The 14,147-nt window shown below is 65.9% G+C and carries 19 protein-coding genes; 5 read left to right on the top strand and 14 right to left on the bottom strand.

Features of this window, described 5'->3' with window-relative positions; genetic code table 11:
• Positions 1-272: 272 nt before the first annotated feature.
• The 7 genes from ACQR1E_RS27025 to ACQR1E_RS27055 form a co-directional block, all read right to left on the bottom strand.
• On the bottom strand, positions 273-758 hold the full coding sequence (locus tag ACQR1E_RS27025; RefSeq protein WP_315717585.1) for a DUF2852 domain-containing protein: 486 nt from the start codon (positions 756-758) through the stop codon (positions 273-275).
• Between the two features lie 129 nt (positions 759-887).
• A complete protein-coding gene (locus ACQR1E_RS27030) occupies positions 888-1,613 on the bottom strand; it encodes a TetR/AcrR family transcriptional regulator (RefSeq protein ID WP_315717586.1) in 726 nt (241 codons plus the stop codon).
• A gap of 263 nt (positions 1,614-1,876) precedes the next feature.
• Positions 1,877-2,245 carry a hypothetical protein gene (locus tag ACQR1E_RS27035; RefSeq protein ID WP_315717587.1) on the bottom strand — a complete coding sequence of 123 codons (369 nt, stop codon included), beginning with the start codon at positions 2,243-2,245 and terminating at the stop codon, positions 1,877-1,879.
• A gap of 33 nt (positions 2,246-2,278) precedes the next feature.
• Positions 2,279-2,695 carry a YciI family protein gene (locus tag ACQR1E_RS27040; RefSeq protein ID WP_315717588.1) on the bottom strand — a complete coding sequence of 139 codons (417 nt, stop codon included), beginning with the start codon at positions 2,693-2,695 and terminating at the stop codon, positions 2,279-2,281.
• Positions 2,696-2,728: 33 nt separating this feature from the next.
• Positions 2,729-3,142, bottom strand: coding sequence for a YciI family protein (locus ACQR1E_RS27045; protein WP_316171489.1), 414 nt, complete (start codon positions 3,140-3,142; stop codon positions 2,729-2,731).
• 112 nt (positions 3,143-3,254) lie between these two features.
• A complete protein-coding gene (locus ACQR1E_RS27050; RefSeq protein ID WP_434897795.1) occupies positions 3,255-3,905 on the bottom strand; it encodes a glutathione S-transferase family protein in 651 nt (216 codons plus the stop codon).
• A 186-nt stretch (positions 3,906-4,091) separates the two neighbouring features.
• Positions 4,092-4,643, bottom strand: coding sequence for a dihydrofolate reductase family protein (locus ACQR1E_RS27055; protein WP_316202631.1), 552 nt, complete (start codon positions 4,641-4,643; stop codon positions 4,092-4,094).
• Positions 4,644-4,749: 106 nt separating this feature from the next.
• Between ACQR1E_RS27055 and ACQR1E_RS27060 the strand changes: the two genes are divergently transcribed.
• Entirely contained in the window at positions 4,750-5,268 is a 519-nt protein-coding gene (locus tag ACQR1E_RS27060) for a winged helix-turn-helix transcriptional regulator (RefSeq protein ID WP_434897796.1), read from the top strand.
• 46 nt (positions 5,269-5,314) lie between these two features.
• Here the strand turns inward: ACQR1E_RS27060 and ACQR1E_RS27065 are convergent, their stop codons facing one another.
• A complete protein-coding gene (locus ACQR1E_RS27065) occupies positions 5,315-6,415 on the bottom strand; it encodes a hypothetical protein (protein WP_434897797.1) in 1,101 nt (366 codons plus the stop codon).
• Positions 6,416-7,403: 988 nt separating this feature from the next.
• Between ACQR1E_RS27065 and ACQR1E_RS27070 the strand changes: the two genes are divergently transcribed.
• Both ACQR1E_RS27070 and ACQR1E_RS27075 read left to right on the top strand, forming a co-directional pair.
• Entirely contained in the window at positions 7,404-8,204 is an 801-nt protein-coding gene (locus ACQR1E_RS27070) for an SDR family NAD(P)-dependent oxidoreductase (protein ID WP_315717595.1), read from the top strand.
• Positions 8,205-8,208: 4 nt separating this feature from the next.
• Positions 8,209-8,655 (top strand): hypothetical protein, encoded by a 447-nt coding sequence (locus ACQR1E_RS27075; protein WP_315717596.1) that lies wholly within the window; start codon positions 8,209-8,211, stop codon positions 8,653-8,655.
• Between the two features lie 5 nt (positions 8,656-8,660).
• On the opposite strand, the gene ACQR1E_RS27080 is transcribed toward ACQR1E_RS27075, so the two are convergent.
• The 5 genes from ACQR1E_RS27080 to ACQR1E_RS27100 all read right to left on the bottom strand — a co-directional run bounded on the left by ACQR1E_RS27080 (position 8,661) and on the right by ACQR1E_RS27100 (position 11,666).
• The gene (locus ACQR1E_RS27080) at positions 8,661-9,080 is read right to left on the bottom strand and encodes a VOC family protein (protein ID WP_434897798.1); all 420 of its coding nucleotides are present in this window, start codon (positions 9,078-9,080) and stop codon (positions 8,661-8,663) included.
• A gap of 30 nt (positions 9,081-9,110) precedes the next feature.
• Positions 9,111-9,524, bottom strand: coding sequence for a DoxX family protein (locus tag ACQR1E_RS27085; protein WP_434897799.1), 414 nt, complete (start codon positions 9,522-9,524; stop codon positions 9,111-9,113).
• A gap of 73 nt (positions 9,525-9,597) precedes the next feature.
• A complete protein-coding gene (locus ACQR1E_RS27090; protein ID WP_434897800.1) occupies positions 9,598-10,884 on the bottom strand; it encodes an RNA polymerase sigma factor in 1,287 nt (428 codons plus the stop codon).
• Complete coding sequence (locus tag ACQR1E_RS27095) at positions 10,881-11,249, bottom strand: YciI family protein (RefSeq protein ID WP_315717600.1); 369 nt, start codon at positions 11,247-11,249, stop codon at positions 10,881-10,883. Before ACQR1E_RS27095 ends, ACQR1E_RS27090 begins: the two co-directional genes overlap by 4 nt.
• Before the next feature lie 99 nt (positions 11,250-11,348).
• Positions 11,349-11,666, bottom strand: a complete 318-nt coding sequence (locus tag ACQR1E_RS27100) for a hypothetical protein (protein WP_315717601.1) — start codon at positions 11,664-11,666, stop codon at positions 11,349-11,351.
• An 88-nt stretch (positions 11,667-11,754) separates the two neighbouring features.
• Here ACQR1E_RS27100 and ACQR1E_RS27105 point away from each other — a divergent pair, with 88 nt between their 5' ends.
• Positions 11,755-12,720 carry a 2-hydroxyacid dehydrogenase gene (locus ACQR1E_RS27105; RefSeq protein ID WP_434897801.1) on the top strand — a complete coding sequence of 322 codons (966 nt, stop codon included), beginning with the start codon at positions 11,755-11,757 and terminating at the stop codon, positions 12,718-12,720.
• 4 nt (positions 12,721-12,724) lie between these two features.
• Here the strand turns inward: ACQR1E_RS27105 and ACQR1E_RS27110 are convergent, their stop codons facing one another.
• A complete protein-coding gene (locus ACQR1E_RS27110) occupies positions 12,725-13,396 on the bottom strand; it encodes a TetR/AcrR family transcriptional regulator (RefSeq protein WP_315717603.1) in 672 nt (223 codons plus the stop codon).
• A gap of 90 nt (positions 13,397-13,486) precedes the next feature.
• On the opposite strand from ACQR1E_RS27110, the gene ACQR1E_RS27115 reads away from it, so the two are divergent.
• Entirely contained in the window at positions 13,487-14,131 is a 645-nt protein-coding gene (locus ACQR1E_RS27115) for a glutathione binding-like protein (RefSeq protein ID WP_316186032.1), read from the top strand.
• Positions 14,132-14,147 lie beyond the last annotated feature (16 nt).

Below are 14,147 nucleotides of genomic sequence, written 5' to 3' on the forward strand. Positions count from 1 at the left end.
GCGCGCGTAAGCGCCCCTTAACCAAACCCCCTCCGGGGTTAAGGCGGGGTTACCGCGGAGTATTGCCGAGGTCAAAGGTCCAGCCGGACCAGCCAGATAGAGCCTTTGTGATCAGCCGCTTGACCGTTTTGGCCGGCGGCGGACAGCGGCCAGCCGCCGCAGGCGGGCGGTATCGGAGAACGCAAAACGCCCGCCGGCGGGGGAACCGCAGGCGGGCGTCTTGTGCCGTCAGGGCGGGGGCTGAAAGCCCTGCGGCGTCAGGTGAGAGGCGATCAGCTCTGCGGCTGGTCGTTCGGCGGGGTCGGACGCGGCTTGTGCTGGGCCATGAACGCGTCGAACTCCTCCTTGTCCTTGGCGTGGCGCAGCCGGGTCAGGAAGTCACGGAACTCCTGCTGCTCCTCTTCGAGCCGCCGCAGGGTCTCCATGCGGTACTCGTCGAAGGCGCGGTTGCCGCTCGAAGCCGGCTGCGAGAAACCGAAGCCGAAGCCGCGGCGCTCCATCTTGTCGCGCATGCGGTCCATCTTCCACTGCATCCGTTCCATCTTGTTCGACCAGCGATCGCCGCCGTTCCAGCACGACATCTTTCTGCTCCCGAGTGTGAAAAAGAGAAGGGCAAGTCCGATCGGCCACCAGATGATGAAGCCGAGCACGGTCACGGCGATCCAGCCGGGATGCCAGGGCGACTCCATCATGCGGGGCCGGTACCTCTGCTCCTCCTCCGAACCGCGCCAACGATTGACATCTGCGGTGTAGGCCATCTCCCTCTCCATTCGCGGCGCCATGCCGTGTGAATGTAAATAACATTTACATAGCTAGCTCAACCCGGGATTTTGTCAAGGCGACCGCCTGACGCGTCGCTCGAATTATTTTTCGGCGTTCTTTGAACCTTATTTCGGGCGGCCCCAGGGCCCTGCCGGCTTGTCATCGTCCGGCAGCGGCGGCGGCTCGGCAGCGGAGGACGGCGCAGGCCGGCGGTCGGTCGGGAAGCCGAGCCCGCGCAGATAGATCAGCAGCTCGGCCTCCAGCAGCTCCTCGGGCGACATCGGCAGCTTGCGCCGGGCGGCATCGCCGCGCGCGAACAGCGAGGCGATGCCATGCGCCATCGACCAGATGTGCAGCGCCATCATCAGGGCCGGCGGCCGCGGCATCCCGGGCGGCGCCAGCGCCGCCAGCCGCTCCGCGGCGGCCCGAATGACGCCGAAAGCGCGCTCACCCGCCGCCAACAGGCCCGCGGTGGAGTCCGCCGGCACGCCGGATTCGAACATCGCCGAGTAGAACGCAGGCTCCGAACGGGCAAATGCCAGATACGCCTTGCCGACGCGCTCGAACGCCGTGACGGTGTCGGGCCGGCCGTCGTCCCACGCCGCCGAGAGCTGCGCCTCGAACTGCTCGAAGCCGCGCTGGGCGATGCTCGACAGCAGTTCATCGCGGTCGCGGAAGTGGCGATAGGGCGCGGCCGGGCTGACGCCGGCCATGCGGGCCGCATCGGCAAAGGTGAAGCCGGCAGCCCCCTTCTGCGCGATCAGGTCGAGCGCCGCCTGCAGCAGCGCCTCCTTGAGGTTACCGTGATGATAGCCGCGCTCGGCGCGGCGCTCTTCCTTGCGCCAGCTCATGTAAATGGCTTTTACATGAGCCGGGTCGAAGGAAGCCAGCGACTTTTGGGCGGGGTCAGCCGCCGACTTCCGGGACGCTCTATCGCGCCGTTCGGTTAAGCCCCCCGCGAACAGGTGCCACCCTCGCCCCTTGAGGGCCCCCGCAAGGGGCAGGGTGGCACCGAAGTCGCCGCGGGATCAGCGCGCCCGGCACAAACGCCGGGCGCCCGCAGCAAGCGGGACGTTCACCTCGGCCGACGTGCTCCGCCCTGCAGGCCGCTCAACTAGCCGCCCGGAATCGGCAGCACCGGCATGATCTCGACCCGCTCGCCCGGGAAGATCGCAAAATGCGGATGGTTGACGAACATCTTCGCGGCATCCTCGTGCGACGCGGCGCGGACCACGGTAAACGCGCCCATCTCGTTGGCGATGTCGTTGACGCCGCCCTTGTCGACCCGCTTGGTCTTGCCGAGCGGCCCGCCCATCGCGACGATCGCGTCCTTGTGTTGGTCCACCCAGGCATGCCAGGCCGCCATGCCCTGCTGTCCCCTGGCATTGCGCTCCGTCTCGGACAGCGCCTCCCAGGCTTTCCAGACCGGACTGGTCTTGCTGCCGAGAAAGACGGCGAGATAGGTGTTGCTGTTGTCACTCATTGCACTTCCCTCTCCTGCTGTGAAACGGATCGATCAGACACGGCCGGCATGCGGCAGCTCGGCGAAGCCCGCCGCCGCCTGCTGCACCTCCTCGGAAAAGTCGGCCATCTCCTGGACCTGGCGAATCTCGATGATCTCGTTGTCCGAGGCCGGGCACTGCCTGGCCCAGGCGATCGCCTCGTCGCGCGAGGCGACCTCGATCATCCAATAGCCGCCGAGCACCTCCTTGGCCTCCGCGAACGGGCCGTCGGTCACCACAGGCTTGCCGCCCGCGAACGAGACCCGCGCCCCCATCGACAGCGGATGCAGGCCCTCCAACGTGATCAGCACGCCGGCGTCCTTCAGGGCCTCGTTGTAGCGCATCATCGCCTTGACACGCTCGGGATCGAGCTGCACGTCCGGCGGCGCACTCTCATAGCCGAGCGGGATCATCAGCATCATGAATCGCATCGCGTTTATCCTCCTCTCTTGATCAGGGTCGGTTCAGCTCTTGGCGGCCTGCGCACGCAGCCGTTCGACCCGCTCACGCAATTCGGGCGTGAACGTCTCGCCGAAATCCTCCGCGGCATAGACCTGGCGGATCTCGATCTCGCCGCTCGGGAACGGCGCCCGCTTCATGTGCTCGATCACCTCCTCGAGCGAGCCGGCCTTGAGCATCCAGAAGCCCGCCGCGAGATCGCGGGAGAGATCGAACGGACCGCGCGCGACGCTCGGCGTCCCGTTCGAGAAGTCGATGCGCGCCCCCTTCGCGGTCGGATGCAGGCCCTCGCCGGCCTCCATCATGCCGGCCTTCACCAAGCCCTCGTTGAACCGGCCCATCGCCGCGAACTCCTCGGTGGTCGGCAGGATTCCGGCTTCCGTGTCCCTGGTCGCCTTCACGATCACCATGAACCGCATGGCTGCTCTCCCCTGATGCTGTCCGGCAGGACTGCCCTGCCCTCATCAGTAGGACGATCCGGCCCCGGCACGGCCGACACGCTCCCGCAATTATTTTGGCCGGGTTCCCGGTTCAGCCCGGCTCTTGCGGGAACATGTGGAAATAAGGCTCGGCCTCGGCGAGCACCCGCGCGACGGAGGGCCGCGCCTTGAGCCGGTCGAGATAGGCTGTGACCCCAGGCAGCCCATCACCCAGCGGCTCCACTCTGTCGGCGTAGAACAGCGCCGGGAAGGCCGCGCAATCCGCCAGGGTGAAAGGGTCGCCCATCGCCCAGCCACGCGGCGGCAGCTCGGCCTCGAGCATGGCGTAGGACGTGCGGAGCCGGCTTCGGGCGTCGGCGACGCCGAGCGGATCGCGGGCATCGGCCGGCCGCAGCCGGTCGAACACGACGGTCTGCGTCGGCATGTGCAGATAGAGGTCGAGAAAGCGATCGCGCAGACGTGTCCGCAAAGCGAGATCGGGATCATCGGGAATGAAGCGCGTCCTGCCCGCATAGTGCTGGTCGAGATACTCGATGATGATGCTCGATTCCGGAATCGTGCGCTGCTCGTCGCGCAGCACGGGAAATTTACCGATCGGCCACAGCTTCAAGAACGCCGCGCGCTCATCCGCGTCACCGAGATTGATCAGCTTCGGCGTGAACGAAACGTCGTTCTCATACAGCGCGATCAGCACCTTCCAGCAGAACGACGACAGCGGATGATAGTAAAGGGTCAGGGACATCGTACGCTCCTGCTGAGTTGAGTGAGAACAAGTTGTTTGGTCCCGAACGCGCGGCCGCAGAACGGTGCGCTCCCGCGGCCCGCTGTTCACCGGGAGAGGGTTGAGGTGAGGCCCTTGACGCACGGATGATGTGAGTGGAAAGACCTGCGCTGCCCCGGAACCCGGAGCGCGCCGCGAGATATGGGCTCACACGCCCCGAACGGGGGCATAGCGCGCGATGACAACGCCGTTGGACAACGCCCGGCTGTCGATCAGGCTGAGCTTCGAGGCCTGCCCCGGCTTGAACAGCGGCCGTCCGGCGCCAAGCACGCGCGGATTGATCGCGATTCGAAGCTCATCGATCAGGTCGTGTGCCACAAGCGTCGAGCCGAGGTCGGCGCTGCCGAACAGGAACAGGTCCTTGGCATTCTCCTGCTTGAGCTTGTCGACCTCGGCCGCGAGCTCCGGACCCAGCAGATGCGCGTTTGACCATGCCAGGCGAGACAGCGTGCGGGAGGCGACGTATTTGGGGATGCTGTTCATGACGTCGGCGATCACGCCCTTCTCGGTCGGCCAATAGCCGGCCATCAGATCGTAGGTCACCCTGCCGAACAGCAATCCGCCCGCCTCGTGCAGCTGCGTCTCGGAGATCTGCTCCAGCTCCGGGCCCCACACATCCTCGTGCCAGGAGATGTCGCCGTTCGGGCCCGCAACCATGCCGTCCAGCGTCATCATGTTCCACATCACCAGTCTCGCCATCGACTGCCTCTCCCTGACTGCTTTCATTTTGCAAGCAGTTGGAGAATGCCCAGACCGGTGCAATATTGCAAGCGGTTTATGCGCGATCCCTGCTCACGAGACTTCGATGTCCGACCCTCAGCGCTCCGGCTGCCCGATCAACCTGTCGCTCGAAGTGGTGGGGGATAAATGGAGCCTCTTGATCATCCGCGACATGATGTTCGGAAATCGCCGGCACTATCGCGAGCTGCTCGGCGGCTCGGAGGAGGGCATCTCCTCGAACATTCTCGCCGACCGGCTGAAGACGCTGCTCGCGGCCGGCATCATCAGCCGTGAGGACGATCCGAGCCACAAGCAGAAGGGCATCTATTCCCTGACCGAGCAGGGCATCGAGCTGTTGCCGATCCTCGCGCAGATGGCGGGCTGGGGTTACAAGTATCTGCCCGTCTCGGAGGAGCTCGGCATCCGCGCCAAGCTATTGATGGAAGGCGGCCCGAAGATGTGGGCCGAATTCATGGACGAGCTGCGTGAAACCCATCTCGGCGCGAAACGGCGCAGGAGGGCTGGACCGAGCGTCGGCGAGCGGCTGCAAGCCGCTTACCAGAACGTCGTCGCTGCCAAGAAGGCCGAGACAGGCGGCCGATGATCGCATGCCTCGCGACGCGCACGGATCGTGCGCGTCGCTTCCCGCATCAGAACCGCGTGTTGTCGGCCCTGTAGCGCGATGATTTGCGCGGGGCGCGTTCGGGGGCCTGCTCGAGCTGCGCGATCGGACGGCGATAGGTCTCGGCGCGACGCAGCCAGCCCGCCTCCCACACGCGGTTCGAGGGCAGATTGCGAACCCGCTGTTGCAGCACGACCTGCACCGCGTCGGAATATTCGGCGAGCACGGCCTTGGACTCGGTGGTGGTGCCGTTCATCTTGAGCAGCACCTGCTTGAGACCCCAGCCCTGGCGCTGGCCCGTCTCCTTGTCCACGGCCGTCTCGGACGGATTGGTGCCCTCGCCCTTGAAGTTGATGTAGTCGATCAGCGGGTAGAGATCGTTGGAGGCGCGCACGACCCGCGAATATTGCGCGACGATGTGCTCGCGTTCGGCGCTGTCGGGCGTGTTGGCGAGGATCTTGTCCATCGCGCCTTGCGCACGCGCCACCAGGAACTGCGTCTGCTCCGCAATCGTGTCGAGCAGGAACTGCCGCAATTGCCGCATTTGCGGCGAGTTGAAATTCCGCTTGAAGTCGGCCCGGCTGGTCCACGGGCATGCCGGAATCGGCGTCTTGTCGAGCCATGCAGGCAACGGCGTCTTGCCCTTGCGCAGAAATGCGATCAGCCCCGGAAAACCCTCTTCATAAGGCGGCTTCGCGGTGGACGGGTACCAGATGAAATGCCCGATTCCCAGCGAGGCGAATTCTTCACCCGCATTCCACGACGTGATCGCGTCGCGCCGTCCCCCGGCCTCGTTGAGCCAGATCTTGCGGCCGATCATCTGCGCGACGTCGGCCGGCAGCGCGCGCTGAGGCACCGACAGATTCTTCGTGGTCTTGGCGTCGCTCCGCGGGTCGCCCTTGCGCTCGACCGCGATCGGCTTCGCAGGCTCGGTCGGTGGAACGACCACTTTCAGAGCCGGCGTCTGCACGTCCGACGGCCGCCCCACCGTCTCGGGCTCCACCGTCTGCGGCTGCTGCGGCGGCGCGACATCGTGCGCAGCCTGCTCGGTCTCTGCCGGTTTCGCAGCAACGCTGCCATCCGCTCCGGCCGCGCCGGACGCCGCGAGCCCGAGGACAATGCACGACAACAGCAACGCGCCGCACCCGCGCCTCAGACCATTCGACCCGTGCGACAAAGCGTGCAGCTCCGTGGTTCTGACGAGGGTGATTCGCCGGCTGATGAATAGATCGCCCATGTCGATTCTACCGAGACTCTTAAACTCTACGCTACCGGTTCAGATTCGTCCCGGACACGTCCGAGAGCCACCCGACGACGGGCAAATCAGCCGACGGCGGGACTGTCCAATTCCACGGGGAAATGCGCCTGGAGAGGCTGCTCTTTTCCTGAAGACTTTCAAGTCGATCACCCTTGTCCAGTGCTTCCCGTAAAAAAATCCCTCTTTCGCCTTTCCAGAATTCATGCTCCTTTAGCCACGTCCTGTTCCCGATCGAGAGGGACGTTTCGCGGTCGTCACGAACGTGGGGAGCAGGATTCGGTGGACGCGTCGATGTTGCAGCGTGGAGCATGATTCGGAACCGGAGGCCGTTGACGGCTATTGCGCCACAGCTTTCCGACAAGATCATGCTCATATGAGGACACGCAGACGAACAACGCGGCGCGTACGGCGAAATCATGTGGTCCCTGGCATCCCGATGCTGATGCCGTGTCCGATGCGGGAGCGTATTGTGGCGGAAACGGGGGCAAGACAGCCGGTCCCCGGGCATCGCGCAGGGAAGGCCGGGATGTCTCAGCCGAATCTGTGGTTCCTGCCCCGTGCATTTTTCCCGCGGGGGCCATGGGGCGGGCAAGCTCCCGGTCTTCCCTGCGCCCTCCGACCCGAGAGGGAGGCCAGGGCGAGCACGACTCGGGTGCTTCGACACCGCGCGAATTGACGTCGTCGTTACCACCCCTGGCTGTTTGACAACGCCCACGAACTTCGCTGGCTATACGCATCGCTCGGAGCTGGATTGAACGTACACTGACAGATGTGACGGCCTTCACAGCCGATCCGCGCAGCGCATGTTAGGACTCAACGACGAGGAGAGCCGGGCTGCCGGCCCGAGGAGTCGACCCCCGTGACGGAAACATCGACGACGACGCTGACTGACAAGGTCGCCCTGATCACCGGGGCGGCACGCGGCATCGGGCTGGCGACGGCAAAGAGATTTCTGCACGAAGGCTGGCGCGTGGCGCTTCTCGACATCGAGAAGACGCTGCTCGACGACGCCACATCGGCACTCAAATCCCCCGATCGAACGCTCGCGCTGCATTGCGACGTCGCGGACGCGGCGATGGTCGCCGATGCGTTGGCGCGCATTGCCGGCCGTTTCGGTCGTCTCGATGCACTGGTCAACAATGCCGGCGTGGCGCGTTTCGCCCCGATCATGGAAACCAGCGAAGCCGACTGGCAACGCATCCTCGACGTCAACCTGACCGGGCCGTTTCTGTGCACGCGCGCCGCGGTGCCGCTGATGCGCGAGCACGGCGGCACCATCGTCAACATCACCTCGATTTCAGCCGTCCGCGCCTCGACGCTGCGCTCCGCCTACGGCACCAGCAAGGCGGCGCTGGCGCATCTGACCAAGCAGCTCGCGGTCGAGCTCGCTTCCGCCGGCATCCGCGTCAACGCGGTGGCGCCGGGCCCGGTGGAGACCGCGATGGCCAAGGACGTGCACACGCCGGAGATCCGCGCCGACTATCACGACGCCATTCCACTCAACCGTTACGGCCTCGAGGACGAGCTCGCCGAGGCCATCTTGTTTCTCAGCTCCGAACGCTCCAGCTATATCACCGGACAGATCCTGGCCGTCGATGGCGGCTTCGATGCCGCGGGAATCGGATTGCCGACCTTGCGCGGCCAACGCAGGAACACATGAAACGATGCCGAGCCGGACGCGCATCATCCTGACCTTGCTGCTCGCCGTCCTCTTGTGGGGGATCGCGACGATGCTGGCGCGCGCCGACGTCCGCATCATCTCCTCGCCCGGCGGCGAGGTGGGACCGTTCCTCGATCTGTTCGAGAAGGTGCGCGCCTCCGGGGAGCGTGTCATCATCGACGGTCCCTGCCTGTCGGCCTGCACGCTGGTGCTCAGCGTCGTGCCCGAGGACCGCATCTGCGTGACGCGGCGAGCCTCCCTCGGCTTCCACGCCGCACGCTCGGTCGACCGGCGCGGCCGCGTTTATGCGGAACCCGAAGCCTCCAAGCTGGTGCTGCAGACCTATCCCACGCCGGTGCGCGGCTGGATCGAGCGCCGCGGCGGCCTGACGTCGCGGCTTCTGTTGTTGCGCGGGCGCGAGCTCAAGGCGATGTACCCCTCGTGCCGCTAGCGGCGTCACGCCGCGTAGCCTTCCGCCGGGGAATTGATCATCCACGGAATGCCGAAGCGATCGACGCCCATGCCGAAGCCCTTCGACCAGAAGGTCTTGCCGAACGGCATGGTGACGGCACCACCTGCAAGCAGCGCGTTGAACTTGCGCTCGGCCTCGGCCGGGTCTGCGATCTGGAGCGAAACCGAGATTCCGTGCGGCTTGCCTTGATAATATTCGGGCGGCGAATCCGAGGCCATCAGGACGCCTCCGCCGATCGAGAAGCGGACATGCATGATCCTGTCCTTGTGCTCCGGCGCACACGGCATCTCCGGCGGCGCCTCGCCATAGCGCATCATCATGTCGACCTTGGCGCCGAGCACCTCGCCGTAGTGTTTCAACGCCTGTTCGCAGTCGCCGTTGAACGTCAGATAGGGACAGATCATCGTCATCCTCCTTGGTTGAAAGATCATTCGTCAGCGCGAGAGCGGCAGCAGCGCGCGCAGCCGGCGGTCGCGCAGCCACAAGCCGCCCCACAGCATCAGCCCGAGATAGAGGCCGAACAGGACATGGCTGAACAGCGGACTGCCGATCCGGACATGGGAGGCGATGGCGCCGCCGAGATAGCCTGTCAGCAGGATCGCGCCGACGAACGATGTCGGCGGCAGAATATAGAGCACGGTGCAGAGAAGCGTGATGAGCCCGAGCGCACGCGCCATGGCGTCGCTGGCACCATAGCCCATCTGGTCCAGCGTTTCCGTGACGACGGGCAGAGGAACGAGCTTGATCGCGCCGTCGAACAGGAGGAACAGCGTCACCAGCCCGCTCAGGATGCGGCCGCTCCACAATTCGGCGCGCGAGACCGGCTCTTCCAAGGTGATCGTCGTCATCTGCAGCTCCTCCCCGTGATGCTGCTCCAAGGACGAATGAAGGAGCGAGCCCCCGACAGCCCGGTGCAGAATTTTAGATCGAATCTCGGCAAGATTTCACTGGCCGACCCGAGCCCGAGCCGTCGCGCATCAACCGGTCGAGCTGCATGCGGATATGCGCGGCCTCCGCCGAGCTGTGCGCCAGCGCGATGGCGCGGTCGAAGGCGGTCCGTGCTTCGTCGGCGCGTCCGAGCTGCATCAGCAGCGCGCCCCGCACGCCGAAGAAATAGAAATAGTTGGCAAGCCGCCCTTCGAGCGGCGCGATCAGGTCGAGCGCCGCCTCGGCGCCGCGGACCTTGGACACCGCAACGGCGCGATTGAGCGTCACCACCGGCGAGGGCTGCACCACTTCCAGGGCGCCATAGAGCAGATCGATCTGCGTCCAATCGGTGTCCTCGGGGCGCGCGGCACGCGAATGCAGCGCCGCGATCGCGGCCTGGATCAAATACGGGCCGCTGCGGCGATGGCGCATCGCCTTGTCGATCAGGGCTATGCCTTCCGCGATCATCGGCTGGTTCCACAGCGAGCGATCCTGGTCGTCGAGAAGGATCGGCATCCCCTCTGCATCGAAGCGGGCAGCGCTGCGCGCGTGCTGCAGCAGCAGCAGCGCCGTCAGCCCCATGATCTCCGGTTCGCTCGGAAACAGGCGCAGCAGCAGCCGCGCCAGCCGGATGGCCTCCTCCGACAGCGGCTGGCGCAGCGCGGCGGTCTCGCCGCTGGCCGAATAGCCCTCGTTGAAGATCAGGTAGATCATGGCGGCGACCGCAGTCAGGCGCTCCGACCGCTCCACCGCGCCCGGCGTCTCGAACGGCACGTTGGCCTGCGCGACACGCGCCTTGGCGCGGGTGATGCGCTGCTCCATCGCTGCGTCGCTGACCAGGAAGGCGCGGGCGATCTGCTTCACCGTCAGCCCGGACACCACGCGCAGCGCCAGCGCGATCTGCTGCGTCGCGGGCAACTCCCTGTGGCAGCAGATGAACAGCAGGCGGAGGATGTCGTCACGATAATGCGAGCCGTCGAGCCGGTCGGCCAGCGCGCTCTCGGCGTCGTCGAGATCGGAGATCGCCTCGTCCTCCGGCAGCGGCTGCTCGCGGCGGGCGCGGCGGACATCGTCGATGGCAGCGTTGCGTCCGACCATGATCAGCCACGCCGCGGGATCGCGCGGCGGACCATTCTGCGGCCAGCTCTTCAGCGCGCGCAGGCAGGCGTTCTGGAATGCCTCCTCCGCCGTGTCGAGGTCGCGGAAATAGCGCAGCAGCGCGCCGACGGCCTGGGGACGTGCTGATGTCAGGGCTGCATCGATCCAGGCCGTATCGGTCATGCCAGCGCTCCACCCGGCCTGAACGTGCCGACGGGACGGATCTCGTAGGAGCCGCCGGGATTGGCCTCACCGAGCTCGCGCGCGACCTCGAGCGCCTCGTCGAGATTGGCACAGTCGACGAGATAGAAGCCGAGCAGTTGCTCCTTGGTCTCGGCATAGGGGCCGTCGATGACGAGCGGCGGATCCTCCTTCCGGAGCGTCGTCGCGGCCGTGGTCGGCAGCAGCCGCGCCACCGGCCCGAGCCGCCCCTGCTTGGCGAGCTTCTCCTGGATGACCGCAAGCTTGGCCATGACCGCGGCATCCTGGTCCTTGCTCCAGGCGCAGACGACATCCTCGTCATGATAGCAGAGCAGTGCATACAGCATCGGAAGTCATCTCCATTCGTCTTCAAGACGGCGGAGTATGCCTCCGGCCGACAGACCCACGAAGTATTTTCGCGGGTTCCGCCTGCAGGAACAAGCCGCCTACCAAGAGATGCCGTACTTGGCCGCGATGTTGCGCGCCCGCGTCTCCTGCGCGCTCTCGCGCGGCTGCCTGGCTCGGCCCGTCTGGCGCTGCGACTGGCCTTGGCCCTGCCCCTGACCTTGCCCTGCGGCACCTTGGCCGCCCGCACCTTGCGCCATGCCGTCCGCGGCGCCCTGTTGACTGGCGGCCTGCGGCTGACCGCCGCCCTTGCCAATGGAAATGCCGTTGGCCGACAGGATCGACCCGACATCGATGGTCTGAGCCTGGACCGAGGCGGATGCGATGACGAAAGCGGCGGCGAGAAGCAATTTGCGCATGACGATGTCTCCGTGTTGATGGCTGGAGATTGGCCTGCGCGCGCGATCTGGTATGTGGAACACGTCACATAAGCTCGAGGACCCCCCGATGACCAAAGGCGCGCTGGCGCTCCTGATCCATGGCGGCACCGATAACTGGTCGCCGCAGCGCTGGAAGGCGCGTTTCGACGACGTCTGCGGCGACCGCCCGGTGGTGCTGCTGCCGGATGCGAGCCTCGATCCGGCGGAGGTGCACTACGCCGCGGTGTGGAAGCCGGTCCCCGGCGAGCTCGCCGGCTTTCCGAACCTGCGCGTGATCTTCAATCTCGGCGCGGGCGTCGACGCACTGATGGCCGACAAGACGCTGCCGAGCGTGCCGCTGGTCCGGGTCGCGGTCGATGATCTTACGGCGCGGATGACCGAATATGTCGTGCTGCACGTGCTGATGCATCATCGGCAGGAGCTGTATCTGCGCGAGTCGCAGCGCGTGAGGCGCTGGGCGCCCAAGTATCAATGGCCGGCGGCCGCGATCGGAGTCGGTATTCTCGGACTGGGTACGCTCGGCATCGATGCGGCCGAAGTGCTCAAGCGGCTCGGCTTCCAGGTCGCCGGCTGGAGCCGCAGCGAAAAGCAGGCGGACGGCATCGAGTGCTTCCACGGTGCGGCGCAGCTGGATGCGTTCCTGGCGCGGACCGACATTTTGGTGTCGCTGCTGCCGCTGACGCCGGACACGCGCGGCATTCTGGATCGCAAGATGTTCGCGAGGCTTCGGCGCAGCTCGCCGCTCGGCGCCCCCGTCATGATCAATGCCGGGCGCGGCGGCCTGCAGAACGAGGCCGACATCCTCGCCTGCCTCGACGACGGCACACTTGGTTCGGTCTCGCTCGACGTGTTCGGCCAGGAGCCGCTGCCGGTCGACAGCCCGTTCTGGAGCCACCCGAAGGTGGTGCTGACGCCGCACAATGCGGCCGACACCGACGCCGACGCGATCTCGCGCTACGTCGCCGAGCAGATCGCGACCTTCGAGGCCGGCGGGGCGCTGCGCAATCTGGTCGATCGCGTCAGGGGATATTGAACCGCTATTTGTTGCCGACCATCACATCGATCGCGCCGGCGACGATCGCCTCCAGCTCCTGACGCGGCGCCCGCGCGCGCGCCCGGACAGCGATCGAGTGGATCGTCGCCGACGCCAGACGCGCCAACACGACGGGATCGGCGTCGGCCGGCAGCTCGCCTTTTTCCTTGGCGCGGCGGAAGCAATGCGCAAACGCCTTGTCGAGCTCGGTCAGCGCGTTCTGCACCATGGCGCGGATGTCGGGGTCGGCGACAGCCTCCGAGCCCGCCGTCATCACCGTGAAGCAGCCGCGCGGTCCCTCCTCGCCCGACAGATAGATGTCGAGCGCCGTGGCGAAGATCTGCTCGAGCTGCCGTCGCACCGGCCAATCGTTACTGAAGACGTCGCCCATGAGGGCGCGGGCATTGTCGCGATAGCGCTGATAGCTCTTGATGTAGAGCTCGCGCTTGTCGCCGAACGCGCCATAGAGGCTCGGCCGGTTCATGCCGGTGGCGGCGCTGAGATCGTCGAGCGAGGTCGCGGCGAAGCCGGTCGACCGGAACAGGTCGAGCGCCTTGCCGAGCGCGACATCCGGCTCATACGCCCGCGGCCTCCCGCGCCGCTTCGGCTGGTCGGGGGCACCCGCCTTTTCTATCGGACGGTCGCCTTGCGGCGGCCCTTTCTTTTTTTGTACCATTTCGCACTAAATTCCTTGACCGAGCCCATATTATGCGAGACAGTATAAAAATCAACCAATGCTCCGGTCCGGAGCCCGAGGGAGACGTCCATGGACCTGTATTTCTCGCCGCTCGCCTGCTCGCTCGCCACCCGCATCGCGCTCTACGAAGCCGGCGCGAAGGCGAACTATCTCGAGGTCGATCCCAAGACCAAGATCGTCCTCAACGACGGCTCCGATTTCCGCGCCGTCAACCCGCTCGGGCTCGTCCCGACGCTCCGCACCGATGACGGCGACCTGCTGACCGAGAACGCCGCGATCCTGCAATATGTCGCCGATCGCTTCCCCGAGGCGAAGCTCGGCACCGGCCCCGGCATGGACCGCAGCCGGCTGCATCAATGGCTCTGCTTCATCGGCACCGAGCTGCACAAGGGCCTGTTCATTCCGATCCTCGACAAGACCGCGCCCGAGGAAATGAAGGCTCATGTCCTGAAAAAGAACCTGTCGCGGCTCGATCATCTCGAGAACCATCTGCGGGATCGCGACTATCTGCTCGATCATTTCACGGTCGCCGACGCGTATCTCGTCACCGTGATCAACTGGACCATGGCAACGCCGCCGGTCCAGCTCGCGAGATGGCCGGCCGTGAAGGCGTACTACGAGCGCCTGCGCGCGCGGCCGTCGATCGCCCGTGCCATCGCCGAGGAGTTCGAGCTCTACAAGACGGAACTGGCGCGGCATAAGGCAGCGGCCTAGGAACAGGCGGCCTGGG

Origin of the sequence: Bradyrhizobium sp. HKCCYLRH1030, assembly GCF_051168395.1 — a bacterium.
In the GTDB taxonomy this organism is placed as follows: domain Bacteria; phylum Pseudomonadota; class Alphaproteobacteria; order Rhizobiales; family Xanthobacteraceae; genus Bradyrhizobium.